General features: G+C 67.0%; 15 protein-coding genes. 6 read left to right on the top strand and 9 right to left on the bottom strand.

What is annotated here, in order from left to right:
• Positions 1-19: 19 nt before the first annotated feature.
• Positions 20-856 (bottom strand): NAD(P)-dependent oxidoreductase, encoded by an 837-nt coding sequence (locus tag MJ603_RS00425; protein ID WP_243061696.1) that lies wholly within the window; start codon positions 854-856, stop codon positions 20-22.
• Between the two features lie 54 nt (positions 857-910).
• Here MJ603_RS00425 and MJ603_RS00430 point away from each other — a divergent pair, with 54 nt between their 5' ends.
• Both MJ603_RS00430 and MJ603_RS00435 read left to right on the top strand, forming a co-directional pair.
• Positions 911-3,523 carry an alpha-L-rhamnosidase gene (locus MJ603_RS00430; protein ID WP_243061697.1) on the top strand — a complete coding sequence of 871 codons (2,613 nt, stop codon included), beginning with the start codon at positions 911-913 and terminating at the stop codon, positions 3,521-3,523.
• A gap of 5 nt (positions 3,524-3,528) precedes the next feature.
• Positions 3,529-4,530 carry a sugar-binding transcriptional regulator gene (locus tag MJ603_RS00435; protein ID WP_243061698.1) on the top strand — a complete coding sequence of 334 codons (1,002 nt, stop codon included), beginning with the start codon at positions 3,529-3,531 and terminating at the stop codon, positions 4,528-4,530.
• Between the two features lie 30 nt (positions 4,531-4,560).
• On the opposite strand, the gene MJ603_RS00440 is transcribed toward MJ603_RS00435, so the two are convergent.
• The 4 genes from MJ603_RS00440 to MJ603_RS00455 all read right to left on the bottom strand — a co-directional run bounded on the left by MJ603_RS00440 (position 4,561) and on the right by MJ603_RS00455 (position 8,420).
• Positions 4,561-5,211: an aspartate/glutamate racemase family protein gene (locus MJ603_RS00440; RefSeq protein WP_243061699.1), complete on the bottom strand. Its 651-nt coding sequence runs from the start codon at positions 5,209-5,211 to the stop codon at positions 4,561-4,563.
• Between the two features lie 5 nt (positions 5,212-5,216).
• Entirely contained in the window at positions 5,217-6,125 is a 909-nt protein-coding gene (locus tag MJ603_RS00445) for a carbohydrate ABC transporter permease (protein ID WP_243061700.1), read from the bottom strand.
• A gap of 1 nt (position 6,126) precedes the next feature.
• On the bottom strand, positions 6,127-7,008 hold the full coding sequence (locus MJ603_RS00450; RefSeq protein WP_243061701.1) for a carbohydrate ABC transporter permease: 882 nt from the start codon (positions 7,006-7,008) through the stop codon (positions 6,127-6,129).
• An 86-nt stretch (positions 7,009-7,094) separates the two neighbouring features.
• Positions 7,095-8,420, bottom strand: coding sequence for an ABC transporter substrate-binding protein (locus tag MJ603_RS00455; protein WP_243061702.1), 1,326 nt, complete (start codon positions 8,418-8,420; stop codon positions 7,095-7,097).
• Positions 8,421-8,684: 264 nt separating this feature from the next.
• Here MJ603_RS00455 and MJ603_RS00460 point away from each other — a divergent pair, with 264 nt between their 5' ends.
• Genes MJ603_RS00460 through MJ603_RS00470 form a run of 3 tightly spaced genes read left to right on the top strand, consistent with a single transcriptional unit; the run spans position 8,685 to position 13,214 of the window.
• Complete coding sequence (locus MJ603_RS00460; RefSeq protein WP_243061703.1) at positions 8,685-10,670, top strand: glycoside hydrolase family 127 protein; 1,986 nt, start codon at positions 8,685-8,687, stop codon at positions 10,668-10,670.
• A 5-nt stretch (positions 10,671-10,675) separates the two neighbouring features.
• Positions 10,676-11,932: a RuBisCO large subunit C-terminal-like domain-containing protein gene (locus MJ603_RS00465; RefSeq protein ID WP_243061704.1), complete on the top strand. Its 1,257-nt coding sequence runs from the start codon at positions 10,676-10,678 to the stop codon at positions 11,930-11,932.
• Positions 11,925-13,214: a four-carbon acid sugar kinase family protein gene (locus MJ603_RS00470; RefSeq protein ID WP_243061705.1), complete on the top strand. Its 1,290-nt coding sequence runs from the start codon at positions 11,925-11,927 to the stop codon at positions 13,212-13,214. The genes MJ603_RS00465 and MJ603_RS00470 overlap by 8 nt, the downstream gene beginning before the upstream one ends.
• Here the strand turns inward: MJ603_RS00470 and MJ603_RS00475 are convergent.
• Positions 13,195-16,140 carry a glycoside hydrolase family 2 TIM barrel-domain containing protein gene (locus MJ603_RS00475; RefSeq protein WP_243061706.1) on the bottom strand — a complete coding sequence of 982 codons (2,946 nt, stop codon included), beginning with the start codon at positions 16,138-16,140 and terminating at the stop codon, positions 13,195-13,197. The two genes, MJ603_RS00470 and MJ603_RS00475, sit on opposite strands and share 20 nt — an antisense overlap.
• A 2-nt stretch (positions 16,141-16,142) precedes the next feature.
• Entirely contained in the window at positions 16,143-17,069 is a 927-nt protein-coding gene (locus tag MJ603_RS00480; protein WP_243061707.1) for an aldo/keto reductase, read from the bottom strand.
• A gap of 58 nt (positions 17,070-17,127) precedes the next feature.
• On the opposite strand from MJ603_RS00480, the gene MJ603_RS00485 reads away from it, so the two are divergent.
• Positions 17,128-19,941, top strand: coding sequence for an FAD-binding and (Fe-S)-binding domain-containing protein (locus MJ603_RS00485; RefSeq protein WP_374230773.1), 2,814 nt, complete (start codon positions 17,128-17,130; stop codon positions 19,939-19,941).
• Between the two features lie 127 nt (positions 19,942-20,068).
• On the opposite strand, the gene MJ603_RS00490 is transcribed toward MJ603_RS00485, so the two are convergent.
• Both MJ603_RS00490 and MJ603_RS00495 read right to left on the bottom strand, forming a co-directional pair.
• A complete protein-coding gene (locus MJ603_RS00490; protein WP_243061708.1) occupies positions 20,069-20,854 on the bottom strand; it encodes an ABC transporter ATP-binding protein in 786 nt (261 codons plus the stop codon).
• 39 nt (positions 20,855-20,893) lie between these two features.
• Positions 20,894-22,291: an MFS transporter gene (locus MJ603_RS00495; protein WP_243061709.1), complete on the bottom strand. Its 1,398-nt coding sequence runs from the start codon at positions 22,289-22,291 to the stop codon at positions 20,894-20,896.
• Positions 22,292-22,325 lie beyond the last annotated feature (34 nt).

Raw genomic sequence — 22,325 nt, forward strand, 5'->3', positions numbered from 1 at the left:
CGAGTGGGTGAGTCGCGACTCAGCCGGCAGTTCGCCAGTCGTGCTCCGCCACGAAGCCGAGCTCTCTGATCTTGCGCGTCGACATCAGCGACTCGAACTCTCCGAGGTCGTCGGCCACGGGTGTGCCGGGAAACCACCGCGCGGCGAGCTCGCGGGACGTGGCGGAACATCCCGAGTCGGGTGCGGCGACGTTGTAGACCTCGAACCCCGGCCGTGCCGTGGCCAGTGCCAACGCGATCGCAGCGGCGCCGTCACGGGCGTCGACCCACGAGCCGAGCAGGTCACGCCGGTAGTCCGCCTCGGCCGCGCGGTCGAAGGTGTCGTACTCGTCTTCGGCGACGACGTTCGTGAAGCGCAGCGCGGTGATCGAGACACCGTCGCCCCAGCGCACGAGCTGCGCAGCGATCGCTTCCTCCGCCACCTTGCCGAGCCCATACGTGTTGTTCGCGCTGGTGTAGGTCTCGTCGACCGGCAGCGCCGGCGGTGCATCGTCGAACGGGAATCCCATCGCCGTGATGCTGGATGCCGTCACAATCGTGCCGATACCTGCTCGGTACGCGGCGAACAGCACGTCGAAGGAGACCATCACGTTGTTCCGGAAGGTCTCGGCGTCGGGAACGATGCCGTTCACCGGAATCGCGGCCAGGTGCACGAGCGCGTCGAGACCATCGTGCCTGGCGGTGACCGACAGCAGCGCGTCGAGCGTCTGACCGTAATCGGTGAGGTCGACGCGCGTGAATCCCGTGCCGACGGGTCCTGCGAGGTCGAACCCTATGACGTCGTGGCCATCGGCGCGTAATCTGGCGACGGTCGCCCGCCCGAGCTTGCCCTGGCTGCCTGTCACGCCGATGATCATGCCAGCCACAATATGCATATTCATTCTGGCCCGCAAGAACATTAGAATGACGAGATGGATCTCATCGTCGACACTCCGCGAATCGAGCACCACCGGCGAGCATTCGGCATCGGTGAAGCTGCGCCGCGCATCTCGTGGTCGATGACGTCGGCCCCGGCCGGCTGGGCCCAGGCCGCCTACCGCATCCAGATCACGAGGGGCAGCGCGGCTCGCACGACGTTCGAGACCGAGTCGGCCGACCAGGTGCTCGTGCCGTGGCCGGATGCCGACCTCGGCTCGCGCGAGTCGGCATCGGTGACCGTCGCGGTGCGCGGTGCCGACGGCGCGTGGTCACCCGCCTCGAACACCGTTCGGCTCGAGGCCGGCCTGCTGGAGGCATCCGACTGGATCGCCAGACCCGTCGGCGCCTACTGGAACGAAGACCCGACCTCCGACGAGCGTCGCCCCTCCATCGTGCGGCGCTCCTTCACTGTGGCCGAGCGGCCCGTGAAGGCCCGGCTGTACGCGTCGGCCCACGGGCTGTACGAGGCCGAACTGAACGGCGAACGGGTCGGAGACGACACGCTCTCACCGGGCTGGACCGTGTATCGGGAACGCCTGCGCTACTACGCGTACGACGTCAGCGACCTGATCGTCGCAGGCGAGAACGTGCTCGGCGCATGGCTCGGCGACGGCTGGTACCGGGGCAGGTTGGGCTGGCGCGGTGGCTTCCACAACGTGTTCGGCGACGATCTCTCGTTTCTCGGTCAGCTCGAACTGACCTATGCCGACGGGTCGAGGGAGGTCGTCGCGACCGACGCATCCTGGCGCGCTGCGCCGAGCCCGATCATCCGCACCGGCATCTACGACGGAGAGGACTACGACGCTCGTCAGGAGCAGCGCGGGTGGTCATCGCCCGGCTTCGACGACGCGGGATGGGAGGGCGTCGCCGAGCGGCACCGCTCGCCGGAGACCCTCGTCGCACCGACCGCTCCACCTGTTCGCTGCACGCAGGAGGTGCAGCCGGTCGCCGTACTCACCGCGCCATCAGGATCGCGCATCCTCGACTTCGGCCAGAACCTCGTCGGCCGCGTGCGCATCACGGTGCGTGGCGACCGTGGACAGACCGTGACGCTGCGAACAGCCGAGGTGCTGCAAGACGGCGAGCTCTACACCCGTCCACTGCGCGGCGCACGCTCCGCCGACAGCTACACTCTGGCCGGCGACGAGGGCGACGAGACCTGGGAGCCGCGCTTCACGTTCCACGGCTTCCGCTACGTCGAGGTCTCGGGCTGGCCGGGCGATCTCGACCGAGAGGCCGCGGCAGGCAGGCTCGTCGCCCGCGTCTACCACACTGACCTCGAACGCACCGGTTGGTTCGAGAGTTCGAATCCGTTGCTCAACCGGCTTCACGAGAACATCGTGTGGGGCATGCGCGGCAACTTCGTCGATATCCCCACCGACTGCCCGCAGCGCGACGAGCGGGTCGGCTGGACGGGCGACATCCAGGTCTTCGGACCGACGGCGTCCGCACTCTTCGACGTCTCCGGGATGCTCTCCGGATGGCTGCGCGACGTCGCGATCGAACAGCTGCCGGACGGCACGGTGCCGTGGTACGTGCCGGTCATCCCCTCCCACAACATGTGGACGCCGATCCGGCCCGGCGCGGCCTGGGGTGACGTCGCGACGTTGCTGCCGTTCACCATCTACGAGCGTTTCGGCGATCCGCAGGTGCTTCGCGATCAGTTCGAGAGCGCTCGCGCTTGGGTCGACCTGATCGATCGGCGCGCGGGCGACTCACACCTCTGGAACACCGACTTCCAGCTCGGCGACTGGCTCGACCCGGCTGCGCCCCCGCAGGACCCGGCGGATGCCCGCACCGACCGTCACCTGGTCGCCACGGCTTACTTCGCGCGCTCCGCAGCGACGGTCGCCGCGATGGCGAGGCTGCTCGGCTATGACGAGCATGCCGAGCACTACTCAGCACTCACGAAGGCCGTGGCCGCAGCGTTCGCAGCCGAGTACCTGAACGCCGACGGCACGGCGACCAGCGACGCCCAGACCGCGTACGCACTCGCGCTGCAGTTCGACCTCATCCCCGACGACGCCCGACGCGCTGCGGCCGGAGACCGGCTCGCCGAGCTCGTTCGGGAATCGGGAAACCACATCGCAACGGGCTTCGTCGGCACCCCGATCGTGAGCGATGCCCTCACCGAGGCGGGGCACATCGAGACCGCATACGACCTGCTGCTGGAACGCGAGTGCCCATCGTGGCTCTACCAGGTCGACATGGGCGCGACGACGGTGTGGGAGCGCTGGGATTCCCTGCTGCCCGATGGAACGGTCAACCCGGGAACGATGACGTCGTTCAACCACTACGCACTCGGCGCGATCGCCGATTGGATGCACCGCACGGTGGCGGGGCTCGCACCAGCGGGTCCCGGCTACCGGCAGGTGCGGTTCGCGCCGCGGCCCGGCGGCGGCCTCACCTCGGCCTCCGCGCGTCATCTCTCACCATACGGAGAGGTCGCCATCGCCTGGCGTCTCGAGGGAGAGACGCTTCACCTCGATCTGACGGTGCCGGTCGGTGTCGCGGCGACGCTCGAGCTTCAGGGGCGGCATCCGGAGTCGATCCTGCCGGGAGTCCACCGCCTGTCCGTCGCAGCCCCCGGCCCGATCACGGATTAGGGTCGATGACACCGCCGATCGGAGCACACATGTCCACCAGCCACAACACCCGTCAGCATGACGGACAGGTGCGCCTTCTCACGAAGGTGGCGCGCATGTACCACGAGCGCGGCGTACGCCAGGCCGACATCGCCCAGTCGCTGAACATCTCGCAGGCGAAGGTCTCGCGCCTCCTGAAGCGCGCGGCCAACCTCGGCATCGTGCGTACGATCGTCACCGTTGCGCCCGGCGTGTACTCGGAGCTCGAGGAGTCGCTCGAAGAGCGCTACGGCCTCGCCGAGGCCGTCGTGGTCGACTGCGATCCCGATGCAGACGACGCAGAACGCATCGGCGCGATCGGCGCGGGGGCCGCCGCCTACCTCGAGGCGACACTCAGCGGTGCCGACCGCATCGGCGTCTCATCGTGGAGCCAGACCCTGCTGGCGATGACCGAACGCATGCGGCCGTTCACCACCCGCGGCGCGACCGAGGTCGTGCAGCTGCTGGGCGGCATCGGCTCGCCCGACGTGCAGAGCCACTCGCACCGGCTGCTCGGCGACCTCGCGCGCATCCTCGGTGCTGATGCGGTCTACGTGCAGGCACCCGGCATCGTCGCCGGCCCCGAGATCCGCGACAGCCTGCTCTCCGACCCGTCGATGCAAGAGGTCTCACGGCACTGGCGCGAGCTCACCATGGCCGTCATGGGCATCGGCAGCATCGAGCCGTCGGACATCCTGGCCGTGAGTGGCAACGCGTTCTCCACGTCCGATCGGCAGCAGCTCATCTCCGACGGCGCGGTCGGCGACATCTGCCACCGCATCTTCCGCGCAGACGGCTCGGGAGTCGCCGGCCCCGTCGACGATCGCATCATCGCCATCCCGGTGGACGATCTGCGACGCGTGCCCCGCCGAGTCGGGATCGCCGGAGGCCAACGCAAGCACGAGGCGATCCAGGGCGCGCTGGCCGGCAATTGGGTGAACACCCTGGTCACCGACCTGCAGACGGCAGAGGCTCTCGCCGAGGCCTGAGCTCGCGCACGTGCAGACCGCCCACGACGCTCAGAGAGCGGCGACGGTCTCCTGCAGGCGCTGGATGCCCGGCACCAGGCTGGTCAGCACAGGAACCCTCACGTCGGCCGCCGCGGCGGCACTGGCCATGGATGCCTGAGCGAGCACGATCACGTCGGCATCGGCCGCCACTCGCTCGATCGCCGCTGCGACGAGCCGATCGTGGGTGGGACGATCGCCATGCGACACCGCCTCGAAGGCTCCCTCGACCACCTCGCTGCTGATCACAGGATCGGCATTCGCGAGCGCGGCGCGCTCCTCGATCAGCCGGATCGTCGGTGCACAGGTCGTCGGCAATGTCGCGAGTACGGCGATCCGATGACCCTCGGCTACCGCCTGGTCGGCCATCGCCTCGTCGATGCGCAGCACCGGGATGCCCAGCTCCCGCGAGACGGGCGCCGCGAGCTCCGAGATCGACGAGCAGGTCAGCATGACGACATCCGCGCCCGCGGTCTCGGCCGCACTCACCAGAGCTGCGACCCTCGTCGGCACCGTGGACGCCGTGCTCTCGTTGCCGAGGTCGGCGACGATGCGGTCGTCGAGGTAGTTGATGGCCGTCACGTCGGGCAGATACTCCCGTGCGAGGTCCATCACCGGCTGGATGACGACGGCTCCGGTGTGCAAGAAGGCAACTCTCGTCACAATCCCTATCCCTTCAGCGAGCCGGCCGCGAGGCCGGACATGATCCTCTTGTTGAGGAAGATGAACACGATGAGCAACGCGACGATGTTGATGCTCACTGCGGCGAACAACGGCCCGTACTGCGTGGATCCATACTGGTCGTTCAAGCTGAGAAGACCGACCTGGATCGTAGCCAACGACGGGTCTGTCGTGAACGTGAGCGCAACCAGCAGGTCGTTCCAGATGCTGAAGAACTCCACGAGGGCCACGGTCAGGATGGCATTCCGCATCAGCGGAATGCCGATGTTGAAGAACGACCGCAGCGGACCCGAGCCGTCCATCGTCGCCGCCTCGAACACCTCGCGGGGCACCGACCGGAAGTAGGCGGCCATCAAGAAGGTCGTCAGCGGAAGACCGTCCACCGTGTAGGTGATGATCATCGGCCAAAGGCTGTCGGTGATCCCGATCTTGAAGTAGAAGGTGAACAGCGGAACGAGGATCATCTGGCCGGGCACCATGATCCCGCCGAGGATCAGCAGCAGAACGGGGTTGCGTCCTCGCCAGACCATCACCTCGAGCGCATAGCCCGCTGCGACGCCCAGGATCAAGATGAGCATCACCGACGGGACGGTCACCAGAATGCTGTTGCGATAGTTCACCGCGACATTGCCGGTCGTCAGCGCCTGAATGTAGTTGTTGAAGTCCCAGTACTGCGGCAGGCTCCAGGTGGGGTTCGAGAGGAACTCGGTCTGGGTCTTGAACGAGCCCATGACCATCCAGAACTGCGGGTACAGCACCACGATCAGCAGAACCGCGATCAGGATCCAGACCGGAATGCGGCGAAGGATGCGGCCGGCTCGACGTGAGCGCACCGCGGATGCCGTCGCGCGGCGGGCCGCGAATCCGGTCTCGGGAATCGTCTTCGACGTCGTCATCTCAGCTCTCGGCCTTCCTGCTCGATGAACGGAAGATCGCGAGCGTGAAGAGCAGACACAGAATGGTCAGCATCAACGCGATCGTGCTGGCGTAGCCGTAGTCCGAGTAGTTGAACGCCGTTTGATACATGTACAGGGTGAGCGGTGTCGTCGATGTTCCAGGGCCGCCGTTGTTCAGCGCGAGGAGGCTGTCGAAGACCTTCAGCGTTGAGTTGAAGCTGAAGATGATCGAGCTGATGAGGATCGGCAGCGACAGCGGCACGATGATGTGCCGAATGAGCTTGACACCGTTGGCGCCGTCGAGCCGCGCCGACTCGATCACCTCCTCGGGAATGTCGAGCAGGCCGGTGTACAGCAGCACGGCGTAGAAGCCCATCGAGCTCCAATACGTCATGAGAAGCGCAACGGTCATGGTGCCGACGTTGGAGGCGAGGAACTCCACGCTCTTGCCGCCGAAGAAGTTGATGATGTCGTTGATCGGCCCCTGATTCTGGCCGACCGACACGAGGTTGCGGAACAGCAGAGCGACAGCGACGGTGGGCAGCACCATCGGGAAGAACACCGCGGTGCGCACGAACGCCGAGCCCTTGCGCAAGACGAAGACGTAGAGCAGCGCGAGCAGATAGCCCAGGATGATCTGCCCGCCGGTGGCGAGGATGGCGAAGATGATGCTCACCCACAGCGACTGGATGGCGATCGGGTCGGTGAAGAACTTGCCGAAGTTGGCGAAGCCCACGAACGAGAATCCGCTCAGCGTGTTGCCCTCGAAGAACGAGAGCCCGAGCGACCACATCACGGGAACGATCTTCAGAAGCACGTAGATGATGAGCGTTGGCGCAAGAAGAATGATGATCGTCTTGCGATCGCCGAACACACGTTTCATGGAAGTCCTCCTGACACCAACCGGCTCGGATCTTCGCCTTTCGGAGGAGACCCGAGCCAGTGGATGCCCTGTCTTGCGATTTCTCGTTACTTGTTGGCGTCGATGCTGGCCTGCAGCTGCGACATGTAGGTCTGAGCCGACATCTGCCCCGTGGTGAGGAGCGACACGTTCGACTGGGCCAGCGCTGTGGACTTGGCGTCCATCAGAGCCTCGAACCACAGCACGGTCTCCTTGATGTCGGCGACCTTCGTCTGGACCATCTTCGTGGGTGCAGGCACATCGGAGACGGCCTTGTTGATCTTGAAGCCCGACACGACGCCGTTCTCCTTCAGCGCCACCGAGCCGTAGTTGTTCGCGATGCACTTCAGCCAGTCGCTCACCTTGGGACCGTAGTCCTTCGGGTTCATCGCCATCGCCGCACCGGCGTTCGCCGGCCACTGGTCGATGCTGCCGTTGCCGCCCGAAACGCCAGGGAACGGCATCAGGCCGACATTGTCGGAGCCGATGACATCCTGCGTCTTGTCGTTGATGTTGCTCAGCAGCCAGGAGCCGTTGTACATCATCGCGGACTTGCCGGTGAGGAAGTCGTTCGTGGCCGTTGCCGCATCGGTCGACACGAACCCTTGCCCGAAGTAGCCGTCTTCGGCCATCTTCTGAATCTCGGTGGCGGCCTTGACGTACTTGGCGTCGGTGAGCTTCGCCTTGCCGTCTTGGATGTCCTTCATCGCATCGGGGCCGACGCTCCTGAAGATGTAGTCGCCGATGAGGCGGGTGACGGGCCAGGCATCCTTGCCGTCGGTGGCGAACGGCGTATAGCCGGCGTCCTTGATCTTGGCGGCGTCGGCCATCAGCTCATCGAACGTGGTCGGCTCAGACAGGCCGAGCTTGTCGAAGATCTTCTTGTTGAACCAGATGCCCTCGATGTTGTACTGATACGGGAGCGACACCATCTGGCCGTACACCGAGTTCACCGTCGAGGCCGCGGCGGGAAGGATGTCGTCCCACACGCCGAGCTTCTTGAGTTGCTTCTCATAGTCGAGCACCAGGTTGTTCTTGCCGAGGTCTCCCGTCGGAGTGACCATCGCGGTGCCTGCGATGAAGTGCGCCGGAAGCGCGTTCTGGCTGGCGAGCAGCGTGACCTTCTGCACGACATCTGCCTGGGCGACCGTCTGGCTCTTCAGCGGCAGCGCCTTGTTCTCGGCCGAGCATGCGCCCGACGCGAGCGACTTGAGCTCGGTGGCGAGTGTGGGGTTCTCGTTGGCCGTCAGAACGGTGAAGCTCGACGGGTCCTTGCCTGTCGCGGTGCTGCCGGATGACCCGGCGCCTCCGCTGGAACAGGCAGCCAACGCGACGGCCGTCACAGCGGCCATTGACACCGCCACAAGAGTGCGGCGGGTTCGGCGGGTGATCATAGCGTCCTCCTTGACGACGTGGATTGCGGGGGCATGCGGAACCTACGGGAGTGAGACTAGGCGTCGATTTCAAGTGTGTCAACAATCAGCAGTGAAATTCTATGCACTCTTAAGCGGTTTGAGGCACTCCAATCTGCAAATTCATGCAGGGTTGCGAATTCTTGCACTCGCTTCTAGCCTGAGTGCACCAGCCACGATTCGTGCCGCTCGCACTGCTCGGGCAGCGCGGCTGGAGGAAGATTGCGGCACACTCGAGAGGAACACATGTCGACGACGACCCCGCTCCCCACAGGGCTGCTTCGTCCCCTTCATGCCGAGCAAGTTCGGTGGGGCCGCGGATTCTGGCAGGAAGTACAGCAACGCACCTTCGAGGTCACGGTGCCTCAGATGTGGCGTTCCCTCAGCAATCCAGAGGTGAGCCCGGGGCTGCAGAACTTCAAGATCGCCGCCGGACGTGAATCAGGCGAGCACGTCGGACCGCCGTTCATGGACGGCGACTTCTACAAGTGGCTCGAGGCAGCCATCGCCGAGCTCGAGGTCGAGCCGCAGGAGTGGCTGGCCGACACGGTCGAAGAGGTCGCACAGCTCATCGCCTCCGTGCAACGCGAAGATGGCTATCTGCACACCCCGACGCTCATCTCAGCTCGAGCGAACGGTGGCGTCGTCGAGTTGTCGGACCGCTTCGCGTTCGAGACGTACAACCTCGGCCATCTCATCACGGCGGGCGTGCGGCACTACGAGGTGACTGGGAGCACGACGCTCCTGAATGCGGCGCGCAAGGCGGCCGGCTATCTAGAAGACCTCGCGACGAACAAGCCGGTCGAGCTCGCGAGAAGCGCCATCTGCCCCTCGCACTACATGGCGGTGATCGAGCTCTATCGGGTGACCGCCGACGAGCGGTACCTGCGTCTCGCCGAGGCGTTCGTTCGTGTTCGCGATGACTTCGACGGCGGAGACGACAACCAGGACCGCCTGCCGGTTCGTGAGCAGAGTGTCGTCGCAGGCCACGCCGTGCGCGCCAACTACCTCTACGCCGGGCTCGCCGATCTCGTTGCGGAGAACGGCGACGACGGGCTGCGAACCGTGCTCGAAGGGCTCTGGGACGACGTCGCCGACACGAAGCTCTACATCACCGGCGGATGCGGTGCACTCTACGACGGCGCATCGCCCGACGGCGACCCGTGGCAGTGGGAGATCAGCAAGGTGCACCAGTCCTATGGGCGCGCATACCAGCTGCCGAACACCACGGCACACAGCGAGTCGTGCGCGAACATCGGAATGATCCTGTGGAGCGAACGGATGCTCGCGCTCACCGGCGACGCCAAGTACGCGGACGCCATCGAGACCATCGCCTACAACTCCTTGCTCGCGGGCATCGGCCTCGGCGGCAACGACTACTTCTACACGAACCCGCTGCGTCAGGTTCGTGACCTTCCCTACCCGTTGCGACGACCGGGCGACACAGCGCTCGACCCGGTCCCGGCGCCACCGCCCTCCGACGAACGGCTCAGGCAGAGCTACCTGAGCTGCTTCTGCTGTCCGCCCAACACGGCGCGCACGCTGGCGCGATTCCACGAGCGGGCGGCATCCGTCACTGATGACGAGCTCTACGTTCATCTCTACGGCGGCAGCGACATCCGCGTCTCGCACGGAGATCGAACTCTCGCCTTGCGGGAGGACACGCAGTACCCGTGGGGCGAAGATGTGCGATTCACGGTCGAGGAGGCGACGGACGGCGGGATTCCCGTTCGGCTGCGCATTCCCGGGTGGTCGCGCGGCGCATCCCTTCTCGTCAACGGCGAGCCGGCGGAGGTCTCCGCGCCGGGCAGCTACGTGAAGATCGATCGCGAGTGGCGGGCAGGCGACACGATCGTTCTGAGCATCCCGATGCCCTCGAGGGTCATCCGCGCGAACCGGCTCGCAGAAGAGGTGACCAACCAGGTCGCCGTGCAGCGCGGACCTGTGGTGTTCTGCCTGGAAAGCACCGATCTTCCCGCCGGCATGCCGCTGGAGCGGATCGCGCTGCGACGCGGCACGGAGCTCCAGGCCGAAGACGGCGAGGTGGCGGGGCACCGCATGCAGGTGATCCCGGTCAGCCTCAGCGTTCTTCCGCGCGGCGGCACAGATTCGCTGTATGAAGATCTCTCCGACGACGAGCTCGAGGTGGTCGAGACGCGCCTGATCCCCTACTACGCCTGGGGAAACAGGGGCCAGTCCGAGATGTCCGTGTGGCTCCCGGTCGTGTGGTGATCGCGATGAGCACCGGATTCGTCATCGCGACATACATCATCGAGACCTCGCTCCCGCTCCGCAGGGCGGCCGAAATCCTCGCTGGAGAGCAGTCGACAGGCACCTTCGTTCGCGTCGCGCGCGAGTCCGACGACGTGCGAGCCCGCTTCGCGGCGCGGATCGACTCGCTCCACGAGCTTCCGCTCACCGGCGCGTCGCCCCTCCCCGGCACCGTCGGGGACCCGACGAGGCGACGCAGGGCACTACTCAAGCTGCGCTTCCCGCTCGACAACTTCGGGCCATCCGTGCCCAACCTGCTCGCCGCTGTCGCCGGCAACCTGTTCGAGGTCAAGGAGCTCGCCGCGGTGAAGCTCATCGACCTCGACCTTCCTTCGGAGTTCGCCGAGCGCTATGCGGGTCCGCAGTTCGGAGTCGAGGGCACGAGACGCCTGATGAGCCGGCCATCCGGCGTTCTGCTCGGAACGATCATCAAGCCCAGCATCGGCCTCTCACCGGAGGAGATCGCGGAGGTCGTCGCCGAGCTCGCAGCGGCGGGCATCGACTTCATCAAAGACGATGAGCTGCAGGGCAACGGAAGGGGTGCACCGCTCGCCGAGCGCGTGAAGGCCGTGATGCCGGTGCTCGAGCGCCACGCGGACCGCACCGGTGTGAAGCCGATGTACGCGTTCAACATCACCGACGACATCGACCGGCTCGAGGCCAACCACGACCTCGTCGTGAACGCAGGCGGCACGTGCGTCATGGCGTGCGTCAACTTGATCGGCTTGGCCGGCCTCGACTACCTGCGCAGGCGCTCGTCGGTGCCGATCCACGGACACCGCGCCATGTTCGGCGCCATCAGCCGCTCCGAGCAACTCGGGATAGGGTTCCGTGCGTGGCAGAAGCTCGTGCGCCTCTGCGGCGCCGATCACCTGCACACGAACGGGATCAGCAACAAGTTCTACGAGACGGACGACCAAGTGCTCGACTCCATCGCCGCGGTGCGTGAGCCGCTGCTCGGCCTGACCTCCACCGTTCCGGTGCTCTCGTCTGGGCAGTGGGCGGGTCTCGCCCACGCGACGCTGGATGCCGTCGGCTCCACCGACCTGCTGGTGCTCGCCGGCGGCGGCATCCACGGGCATCCGGATGGCGTGGCCGCGGGGGTGGCCAGCATGCGGGATGCCTGGGACTCGGCTGTACGCGGCGAAGACGCGCTCACCGCCCTGGAGAACTCCGAGTCGCTGCGACGCGCGGCCGAACTGTTCGGACCGGTGCGTGTCTGAGCGCACTGCGCACCCACGTGTCGCGTTCTACGGCGACGACTTCACGGGCAGTGTCGACGCGCTTCTCCAGTTCTCCCGTCGCGGCTGGAAGGCGAGGTTATTCGTCGGCCTGCCGTCGCAGCGGCTTCTCGATGAAGCGGCGGCGAGCAGCGACGCGGTCGGCATCGCCGGCATCGCCCGCTCCCTGCCGACGCACGCACTCGACCACGAGCTGACCCCCGTCTTCGAGGCGCTGGCTGCTCTGCAGCCGCGCGTGCTGCAATACAAAGCCTGCTCGACGGCGGACTCATCGCCGAAGATCGGCAGCCTCGGCCGCGTGATCGAACTCGGCCGGCGTGCCGTCCCCACGCACACGGTGCCGGTGCTCTTCGCCCAGCCCGACTTCGGTCGTTACACGGCGTTCGGACACCACTTCGCTGCGGAGAACGGCGTGGTGTATCGGCTCGATCGTCAGCCGACCATGTCGACCCACCCCTCGACGCCGATGGACGAGTCCGACCTCGCCGTGCACCTCGGCAGGCAGACGGAGCTGCCGATCGCGGGCATCCCGTTCACCGCGTACGCGACGGCCACGGCCATCGCCGATCACATTCGGCACACGGACGCCGCGGCCGTCGTTCTCGACGCGATCGACGACACCCAGCTGACCATGATCGGCGAGGCGCTCCTGCAGCTTCCCGAGCCGCTGTTCGCCCTCGGCTCCGGCGGCCTCAGCCACGCCATCGCCGCCGCCTGGCCGGCGCCGGGGGACGTACGCCCGCAGACCGCGATCGCCGGCGGCCCGATCCTCGCGGTCTCGGGCAGTCGCTCGGCCCAGACCCGTCGACAGGTTCAGGCTGCCGCCGATGCCGGCTGGCTGGTGCGCCCTCTTCCGACGTCGGCATGGCCCGTTCCCGGCGTGCTCGCCGACGTCACGAGTGCCCTGCAGTCCGGCCGAAGCGTCGTGCTCGCCTCGGACGGGGTCGAGACCGCTGCGACGGGCGAGACGATCACACTGGAGTCGATCGCCGCACGCGCGGCCGAGTTCGTCTCGGCAGCGGCGAACAGCGGGGCCTCCAGACGCATCGTCGTCTGCGGCGGCGACACGTCGAGTCGCGTCACCAGCCTGCTCGGCGTCGACTCGCTGTCGATCGCCGCCAATCCGTGGGCGAACATCGTGGTGCTGCACGCCCACTCCAGTGATCAGGCGATGGACGGCCTCGAGCTCGTGCTCAAGGGCGGCCAGGTCGGCGACGACGACTTCTTACTGCGGCTCGAAGCGCTCAGTTCGCCTCGAGCCTGACGCTCCAGTTCGTTCGCTCCCGCGGAATGCGATAGCGCTCCGGCAGTGCGGGGCCGACGGATGCCGAGCCGAGCCCCTGCTGTGCGTGGTCGAGATTGAGCCACACCCGGCCGGAGTCCACGAGCTCGTACGGCTTCACGGCTCGCTGCAGGTCGAGCGATGTCCAGCGTCGTGCGGTGAAGTCGAACTGCGGCCGGCCGTCGATTCGCATCGTTGGGAGCCCGGCGCCGTGCAGCTCCAGGCTGCGCGTGTGCACGTGATTGCCGTTCTCCTGCGGCACCGGGTAGGGCACCTGCAGGGCATCGATGTCGGCGGCATATCGGCCGATCCGGCTGCCGTCGAACGAGTCGACGTATGTCTCTCCCGGCCCGCGTCCGTACCATTCGACGGTCTCGTACCCGCGCGGCAATGAGAAGAGCAGCCCGAGCCGTGGCACCCAGATGTCGCGGTGGCGATACGGTGTGTCGTTCCACGGACCGACGAAGGATGCATCGACCGAGAGCGCGAGCCCGTCGCCGTCGGTCGCCCACAGCATCGTCCATTCGACGGCGTGCGGATGCGAAGCGGGAGCGGTGCGCCCGTGTGACCGCAGCCATCCGTCTCCGTGCTCGACGGCATCCGTTCGATGCAGAAGGCGATCGAGACCGGTGTCGTGCCACACAGCTGCGATGTCGTTGAGGTCGCCCTGACCCCTGTCGTTCTCGGTCGGGGCGCGGTGCAGGTCGAGCCACGGCCCGTCGAGCTCGAGGTCCCCCCATCGTCTCAGGCGACCCGTGCGTCCATCGAAGACGGCGGCACCGAGGTGCACCGCGTCTGCGCTGGCTGTGCGCGCAGCATCGAAGTCGAACGCGACAGCCTCTCTGGGAGGCGTCTGCACCACGTGCTGGCCCCAGGCGATCAGATGGCCGGCCTCGGCCCACCGGGTGTCGTCTGCGAGCACAGCGGTGACGGTGACGACTGTCTCGTGATCGGCGCTCGTCACCGCAGCCGGCAGCTCGACGCTCGCCTCCTGCGAGGGCTCGATGACCGGCACCGCCAGGTCTCCCTCGTCGACGAGCACACCGTCCTGCTCGACGCGCCAGCGGAAGGCCAGGTCGGAGGTGTCGGCGGTGTGCCGCGTGTTTCCGATCACCACAGACTCCAGGACCTCCGACCGGGCGATGTCGATCCGGATCGGCTGGTACGCCTTCGAGAGCTGTACGAGCCCCGGAGTGGGCGTGCGGTCGCTGAAGACAAGACCGTGCAGGCTGAAGCGTCCCCCGCACGGCTCGTAGTCGACATCCTCACCGTTCATGATGAAGGGCACGCCGTTCGAGGTCGTCGCCGTGAAACCGTGGTCGATCCACTCCCAGACGAATCCGCCGCAGAGGCGGTCGTGCCTCTCGATGATGTCCCAGTAGTCACCGAGAGATCCAGGGCCGTTGCCCATCGCGTGCCCGTACTCGATCAGCAGGAAGGGCAGCGAACGCCGCCGTTCGTCGTCGCTCGCGCTCACGCCGTCCGGGGCATCCTCTTCTCGACGACCGATGCGCTCCAGGTCGTCGAGAGACGGATACATCACCGCGTAGAAGTCGGAATCGCGATAGCTCGGATCGCGCTCGTAGAGCAGAGGGCGCGACGGATCGCGGTCGCGCACCCACGCTTCGAGCTCGTCGAACGCCGTGCCCGACCCGCTCTCGTTCGCCAGCGACCAGACCACGACGCTCGCGTGGTTCTTGTCGCGCTCGACCATCCGCTGCACGCGGTCGAGCAGCGCACCGCGCCACCGCGGGTCGGCCGGCGGGTTGGCCTCTGGCGCGGTGAAGACGAATCCGTGCGTCTCGATGTCGCACTCCTCGACCACCCAGAGGCCGTACTCGTCGCAGAGCCTCAGGAACTCCGGATGCGGCGGGTAGTGACTCGTGCGGACGGCGTCGATGTTCGCGCGTTTCATCGTCTCGATGTCGCGGATCATCGTGTCCCGGTCGAGCGTTCGTCCCTTCTCCTGGTCGTGTTCGTGCCGATTCACGCCGCGGAACTTCACGGGTCGACCGTTCACGACGAACACGCCGTCCCTGATCTCGACCCTGCGGAACCCCACGGCGAGCGCGACGATCTCGCCGTCGGAGCGAAGCTCGCCGCGATAGAGCCGCGGCACCTCGGCGCTCCACGGTTCGACGGGCATCGTCACGGTCTCGCCTGCTGCGATGTGAACGCCGAGCTCCGGGATGTCCACCCTCGCCGGCTCGGACGAGTCGATTCTCAGGGTGCCGAGCCCGGTCTGCGGGTCGTAGTCGGCGTGCACGAAGTGATCGTCGATCGCGGCCGGCGGCCGTTCGATCAGCTCCACGTCGCGGAAGATGCCGGGGAGCCACCACATGTCCTGATCTTCAAGGTATGTTCCGGCTGACCACCTGTGCACCCGAACGGCCAGTACGTTGCGCCCAGGTCGCACTGCGACGTCGAATTCGAAGGGCAGCCTGCTTCCGGTCGACCAGCCGAGCTCGTCGCCGTTGAGCCACACCTTGGCGCACGAGTCAACACCCTGGAAGCGCAGAACAGCGTGCCCACAGTCGGCCGGCGCCTCGAAGACGAGCCGATAGTCCCCCGTCGGATTCTCGATGCTGACATGAGGCGGATCGAGCGGAATCGGAAACGCCGTGTTCGTGTAGAGCGGTCCCTCTGCCGTGCCGCGCATCGACCTGATCGGCCCGCCTGCCAGCGGGGTGAAAGGTTCGAGCACCCAATGCGAGGGCACGGCCATGCTGTCCCACTCGGAATCGTCGAAGTCGTCGCCGATGAAGTCCCGGCCCGTTCCCGCTGAGGTCGCTGACAAGCGGAAGCGCCACCGGCCATTCAGATCGAGCATCCGCGCCGTGCTGACCGCATCCGCCCTCGGCTTCCTGCGTCCCGCCCCTGGCTCGAAGCTCTCCCAGTACGCTCTCACGCTCACTCCTCTTCCCAGGCGCTCGGCGCCGGGCCGAGCTCGGCCAGCGCACTCCAGAGCTCGTCGGGGATCCGCGCACGGCTCAGCTCATCGAGCTCCTGCAGACGCTGTTGCGACGAGACACCCACCACCGTCGAGTCCACGAGCGGTGAGCGCGTCGAGAAGTGCAGTGCCGCGGCGGGGAGCGACACGCCGCGATCGAAGCAGACCCGTTCAGCCGACTTCACCCATGAGATCAGGTTGTCGGATGCCGGCCGGTAGCCATAGGTGGCGCCAGGGGGCGCACCAGATGCGAGAATGCCACCACCGAACGGTGCGGCGTTGAACACCGTCATCCGCCTCGATCGGGCCTCGGTCAGCAGCAGCTCGGCGCTGCGGTCGACGAGGGTGTAGCGGTTGTGTGTGAGCAGCACGTCGAACGCATCGGTCTCGACGTACGACCGCATCAGCGGGATAGGACCGGCGGCGATGCCGATCGCCGAAACCGCTCCCGACTCGCGCAGCTCGAGCATCCCTTCGATCGCACCACCGGGCGCCGCCGCCTCGGCGAGCGTGATCGTGTACGGGTCGTGCAGGTGCAAGATACCCACTCGCTCGAGCCCCAACCGCGAAAGGCTCTCCTCGAACGAGCGCAGCACTCTGTCCCGGTCGAGCGCGCCCGTCATCGGGTCGCGATCGACCTTCGTCACGATGCCGGAGGTAGGAACATCGCCGAGTCGGGCGAGAGCTCTGCCGAGGATCTGTTCCGAACGACCCCCTGAGTACGCGTTCGAAGTATCGACCAGGGGGAACGGACCGCGCAGAATGGCCATGGCAGTGATCAGCTCATCGGTCGCGCTGCGACGGGCGTTCCCGCCCAATGCTGACGTGCCGACGGTGATCGCGCCGAGTGTGGTTCCTTCGTGGATGGACGTCGTCGTACTCCTCATCCAAACGGGGTGTATATCCATTCTATAATGAATTCTGTTTCAATTGAGGAGGCATCCCGTGGACGCGCCAGCACCAGCCACCCTCACCGCGCCCGACGCGCACCTGGTCTCGCTGCTCGAGACGGCCTGCGGGCACGTGGCCGTGCGGGCGTCCGACCGTCTCGCCGGAGCGCACGACGCGTCGCACTATCTGCTCACGCCCGTCGCCGTCGCGACGGCCGATGACGCCTCCGAAGTCGGCCGCATCCTCGCCACCGCACGCGATCAGCGGGTATCCGTCACGTTCCGCTCAGGCGGAACGAGCCTGTCCGGGCAGGCCGGAACCGACGGCGTTCTCGTCGACACTCGCAAAGGGTTTCGCACGATCACCGTCCTCGACGACGGTGCTCGAGTGCGCGCCCAGCCAGGCGCGACCGTGCGAGCCGTGAATACCCGACTCGCACGGTTCGGACGCAAGCTCGGCCCCGATCCCGCGAGCGAGATCGCATGCACGATCGGCGGCGTCGTGGCGAACAACTCCAGTGGCATGTCGTGCGGCACGCACGCGAACACATATCGCACGCTCGAGTCGGCGGTGCTCGTGCTGCCGAGCGGAACGGTGATCGACACGGGAGCAGCGGGTGCCGCGAGCATTCTTCGCGACCGCGAGCCGGGCATCCATGCCGGCCTCGAGTCGCTGCGCGACAGGGTGCGCTCGAATCACGACTCGGTAGCCACCCTGCGCCGGCTGCACTCGATCAAGAACACGATGGGCTACGGCCTCAACTCGTTCCTCGACCACGACGATCCCCTGACGATCCTGGAGCACCTGGTCGTCGGTTCGGAGGGCACGCTCGCGTTCGTCGCCGAAGCGACGTTCCGGACCGTCGCGGCGCCCGCTCACCTGGCCACCGGACTCCTCATCTTCCAGAACCTCTCCGACGCGACCGCGGCACTTCCGGAGCTGGTAGAAGCCGGCTTCGCCACGATCGAGCTGATGGATGCCGCATCCCTGCGAGTCGCGCAGCAGGACCCCGAAGCGACGCCGGAGTTGCTCGCGGTGCACGTCGTCGACCACGCCGCACTGCTCGTCGAGCACCAGACCGACAGCGCTGAGCGGCTTCAGATGCTGACGGACGACGCGGCCGCTCTCTTCACGACACTGCCGCTGGTCAACGACGCCGCGCTCACCACCGACTCCGCGACCCGCGGACAGCTGTGGCACATCCGCAAGGGGCTCTTCACCGCCGTCGCAGGCGCTCGGCCGTCCGGCACGACCGCACTGCTCGAAGACATCGCCGTTCCCGTTGATCGGTTGAACGACACCTGCGCGCAACTGATCGGCCTGTTCGATAAACACGGCTACGAGGGCAGCGTGATCTTCGGGCACGCCAAGGACGGCAACATCCACTTCCTCATCAACGAGCGGTTCGACGTGCCGCAGAATCTGGCACGCTACGAGTCCTTCACCGAGGACATGGTCGACCTCGTCCTCAGCCAAGGCGGAACCCTCAAGGCCGAGCACGGCACCGGCCGCATCATGGCCCCGTACGTCAGGCGGCAGTACGGCGATGAGCTGTACGACGTGATGTGGGCGGTGAAGCGCCTCATCGACCCGGAGATGACGCTCAATCCGGGCGTCGTGCTGACGGATGACCCACACGCCCACACGAAGAACCTCAAGACCTCGCCCACTGTCGAGCAGGAGGTGGATCGTTGCGTCGAGTGCGGCTACTGCGAGCCCGTGTGCCCCAGCCGTGACCTCACAGTGACGCCCCGCGAGCGCATCGTGCTGCGACGCGAGCTGGAGCGTGCACGAATCGCGGGTGACGTCGAGCTCGTGCGCACCCTGGAGAAGGAGTACGACTACGACGGGGTGCAGACGTGTGCGGTGGATGGGATGTGCCAGACGGCGTGCCCCGTGCTGATCAACACCGGCGACCTGGTTCGCCGGCTTCGCGCCGAGCAGCAGGGTGCGCTGAGCCAAGCGGGCTGGAAGGCCGCGGCCGGCGCGTGGGGCGCCGTGAGTTCGGCCGGCGGACTGGCTCTCAGCGCCGCTCATGCCCTGCCGTCGGCCTCGACGCTCGCGACGAAGGCCGCGCGTGCCGTTCTGGGCTCGGACACCGTGCCGCTGTACTCCGCCGAGTTGCCCGCGGGCGGCGAACGACGCGCGGTCATCCACTCGTCGGATGCCGTCGCCGTCTACTTCTCGAGCTGCACGACGACCATGTTCGGCGGCGTCGGTGATGGGAGCGTCTCCGAGTCGTTCCTGCGGCTCTGCGAGCGGGCGGGGATCTCGGTGTCCACACCCGACGACATTCCGTCCCTGTGCTGCGGAACGCCCTGGAAGTCGAAGGGACTCACGGCCGGATACGAGGTCATGAAGAAGAAGGTCGTCGCGTCGCTGCTGCGAGCGACGGACGGCGGACGTCTCCCCGTCGTGTGCGACGCCTCGTCGTGCACCGAGGGCCTGCAGATTCTCGTCGAGGCCGCAGGAGAGAGCGGTCTGCGCATCGTCGACGCGGTCGAGTTCGTCGACCAGAGCGTGCTCCCGCTACTGCCGAAGCCGAGCCGCGTGACGTCGGTCACCCTTCACCCCACGTGTTCGTCCACGCACCTGGGCATCAACGCCGCGCTGCAGCACGTCGCCGAGGCCACTGCCGAGACCGTCGTGATCCCTGAGGACTGGGGATGCTGCGCCTTCGCCGGCGACCGCGGCATGCTGCATCCCGAACTGACGGCAGTGGCGACGACGCCCGAGGCGCGCGATGTCGCGGCCGCGGCATCCTCGACGCACGCGTCCCTGAATCGCACGTGCGAGCTCGGCATGACCAGGGCGACCGGGCACGAGTACCGGCACATCCTGCAGGTGCTCGACGACGCTCTGCGCTGAGCGCAGTCATCCGCTCACGCCTCCGCTGACACGAAGCGTCGCCTTCCCTCTGTTCCGCTGTCGCATATCGCCGCCGGCGGGCACGAGAGGCGGCGACATGTGACAGCGGAGCGCGGATGTGGCGGAACTACTTCGCAGTGCGCACGCTCCAGCGGCCCTCGATGCGAGTGATCGCGAGGGGGTAGTCGAGCGCGTCGCTGACGCGGGGGCCGGTGAGCACGGCATCCGCATCGCCCTGCGCCAGCACCTTGCCGTCGCGCAGGAGCATGGCGTGCGTCGTCGACGCCGGCAGCTCCTCGAGGTGATGGGTGACCAGCACGCTCGCCAGGTCGGGATGCCGCTGCCTCAGTTCATCCACCCGGTCGAGCAGGTGCTCCCGGGCGGCGATGTCGAGTCCGGTTGTGGGCTCGTCCAGCAGCAGCAGGTGCGGATCGGGCATCAGGGCGCGCGCGATCAGCGTGCGGCCGCGCTCTCCCTGGGACAGGTTGGGCCAGCGGGCATCCGCGCGAGCCGACATGCCCATCAGCTCGATCAGCTCGTCGACGCGGGCGAGATCCCCGGCGGTCGGCTCCCACCGCATCATGAGCTCCTGGGTGCCCGTGACTCCGGTCGAGACCACCTCGCGCACGGTGAGCGGCGAGCGCACCTCGTGGCGCGGGTTGACGTGTCCGATGATCGAGCGGAGCTCGCGAAGATCCACGCGGCCCAGACGTCTGCCGAGCACGTCGACACTGCCGCTGGTGGGATGCTGCACCGCGCCGAGCAGGCTCAGCAACGTGGACTTGCCCGCGCCGTTCGCACCGATCAGCGCCCAGTGCTGCCCGCGGTCGACCTCCAGCGAGATCGAGGAGAGGATGGCCCTCCCCTGCCGTACGAAGTCGACATCGGTCACGGTCAGAATTCGTTCGGGCACAGCACTATTCTGGCGGACGCTCACCTCGGCTCCCTGCGGTCACCTCTTCGTGGCGTGCTCGCCGGCGTGGCGAGGCAGCAGCGCCGCCTCGATCAGCGGGAAGACCAGCAGCAGCGCGACCACCGCGAGGGCCCAGCGATAGCCGAGCCAGACATCCGTCGGCGCGATCATGCCAGCGGCGGCCGTCGTCAGCCGAACGATGAGGGCGGCGACGGCGATGCCGACACCCACGGCCACCTGCTGCATCGTCGAGGCGAGCGTGTTCGCCGGCGCCATCTGCTCGGTCGGCACGTCGGCGAACTGCAAGGAGTTGTAGCCGCTGAACCCGATCGAACGGAACACGCCGCTCAAGAAGAGCAGAACGGCGATCAGCCAGATCGGCGTCGCGGGGTCGATGAACACGCACCCCACGTAGACGATCGCCCCGATCAGATTGCTGCCGACGATCACGTTCTTGAAACCGAAGCGACGGATGAGCGGCGTGGTCGCCGGCTTGATGGCGATGTTGCCGACGAACACGGCGCCGATGAGCAGTCCCGCCTGGGCGGCACTCCACCCGAATCCCACCTGGAACAGCAGCGTGAACAGGAACGGCGCGGCGCTGATGATGAGCCGGTACACGCCGCCGCCTACATTCCCGACACGGAATGTATCGATGCGCAGCGCAGAGAAGTCCAGAAGCGGATGCCTCGCCCGCCGCATCCAGGCCACCCCGCCGACCCCCGCGACGGCCGCGACCACGAGGTAGCCGACAGCCCAGGCCCAGTTCGTCGACGCCGAGCCGACCTCCTCCATGCCGAGCACGAGCGCGGCCAACGCCACACCTGTCAGGCCGAAGCCGGTCCAGTCGAGCCTGCGAGCATCCGTCATCGGCGAGCGCGGAACGATCTTCAGCGCGGCGATGAACGCGGCGATGCCGAACGGAATGTTGATGAGGAAGATCCACGGCCAGCCCACCGTGTCGGTGAGCACACCGCCGAGGGCCGGCGCGACCACGGGGGCGACGAGCCCTGGCCAGGTGAGGTAGGCCATGGCATCCAGCAGGTCGCGGCGATCCAGTCCCCGCAGCACCGCCAGCCGGCCGACCGGCACCATCATCGCGCCGCCGATGCCCTGCAGCACCCGGGCGGCTGTCAGCTCGGGGAGCGTGCCCGACACGGCACAGAGAACGGATGCCAGTGTGAACACGGCGATCGCCGTCGCGAACACGCGGCGATCGCCGAACCGGTTGGCGAGCCATCCGCTCACCGGTACGCACACCGCCACCGTCAACAGGTAGGCCGTCATCGCAATGTTGAGGTCGACCGCACGCACGCCGAAGTCGTGCGCCATGGCGGGCGCGGCGGTCTGAATGATCGTGCCGTCGAGGTTCTCCATCGACAGGCCGACCGCGGCCAGCAGCGCGAGCGGCCGGTTCAGGGTCGCTGAGCGGGGCATCCTGTCAGTCTGCTGCGCTATGGAGCTGCGAGCA

This window comes from Humibacter sp. RRB41, assembly GCF_022761015.1.
Lineage (GTDB): Bacteria > Actinomycetota > Actinomycetes > Actinomycetales > Microbacteriaceae > Humibacter.